The sequence below is a fragment of the Alicyclobacillus tolerans genome, assembly GCF_900142255.1.
GTDB lineage: Bacteria > Bacillota > Bacilli > Alicyclobacillales > Alicyclobacillaceae > Alicyclobacillus_I > Alicyclobacillus_I tolerans.
Map to the genome: position 1 here is coordinate 1 of NZ_FRAF01000067.1, position 1310 is coordinate 1310.

Here is a 1310-nt window from a genome sequence, read left to right on the forward strand (position 1 = left end):
AGGGTAAAGGCCTACCAAGGCGACGATGCGTAGCCGACCTGAGAGGGTGACCGGCCACACTGGGACTGAGACACGGCCCAGACTCCTACGGGAGGCAGCAGTAGGGAATCTTCCGCAATGGGCGCAAGCCTGACGGAGCAACGCCGCGTGAGCGAGGAAGGCCTTCGGGTTGTAAAGCTCAGTCAAGGGGGAAGAGCGGCAAGGAGAGGGAATGCTCTTTGCGAGACGGTACCCCGAGAGGAAGCCCCGGCAAACTACGTGCCAGCAGCCGCGGTAATACGTAGGGGGCAAGCGTTGTCCGGAATCACTGGGCGTAAAGGGTGCGTAGGCGGTTCTGCAAGTCTGGGGTGAAAGGCCAGGGCTCAACCTTGGGAATGCCTTGGAAACTGTAGGACTTGAGTACTGGAGAGGCAAGGGGAATTCCACGTGTAGCGGTGAAATGCGTAGAGATGTGGAGGAATACCAGTGGCGAAGGCGCCTTGCTGGACAGTGACTGACGCTGAGGCACGAAAGCGTGGGGAGCAAACAGGATTAGATACCCTGGTAGTCCACGCCGTAAACGATGAGTGCTAGGTGTTGGGGGGTACCACCCTCAGTGCCGAAGGAAACCCAATAAGCACTCCGCCTGGGGAGTACGGTCGCAAGACTGAAACTCAAAGGAATTGACGGGGGCCCGCACAAGCAGTGGAGCATGTGGTTTAATTCGAAGCAACGCGAAGAACCTTACCAGGGCTTGACATCCCTCTGACGATACCAGAGATGGTAGGTCCCTTCGGGGCAGAGGAGACAGGTGGTGCATGGTTGTCGTCAGCTCGTGTCGTGAGATGTTGGGTTAAGTCCCGCAACGAGCGCAACCCTTGACCTGTGTTACCAGCACGTAGAGGTGGGGACTCACAGGTGACTGCCGGCGCAAGTCGGAGGAAGGCGGGGATGACGTCAAATCATCATGCCCCTGATGTCCTGGGCGACACACGTGCTACAATGGGCGGCACAACGGGAAGCGAGAGAGCGATCTGGAGCGAACCCCTGAAAACCGCTCGTAGTTCGGATTGCAGGCTGCAACTCGCCTGCATGAAGCCGGAATTGCTAGTAATCGCGGATCAGCATGCCGCGGTGAATCCGTTCCCGGGCCTTGTACACACCGCCCGTCACACCACGAGAGTTGGCAACACCCGAAGTCGGTGGGGTAACCCGAAAGGGGGCCAGCCGCCGAAGGTGGGGTCGATGATTGGGGTGAAGTCGTAACAAGGTAGCCGTATCGGAAGGTGCGGCTGGATCACCTCCTTTCTAGGGAAGAGAGAGGGGTTTGG

General features: G+C 58.7%; 1 rRNA gene. It reads left to right on the forward strand.

Annotated elements, in window-relative coordinates:
* Positions 1-1287 (forward strand): 16S ribosomal RNA (locus BUA75_RS15380); the annotation flags it as partial.
* Positions 1288-1310 lie beyond the last annotated feature (23 nt).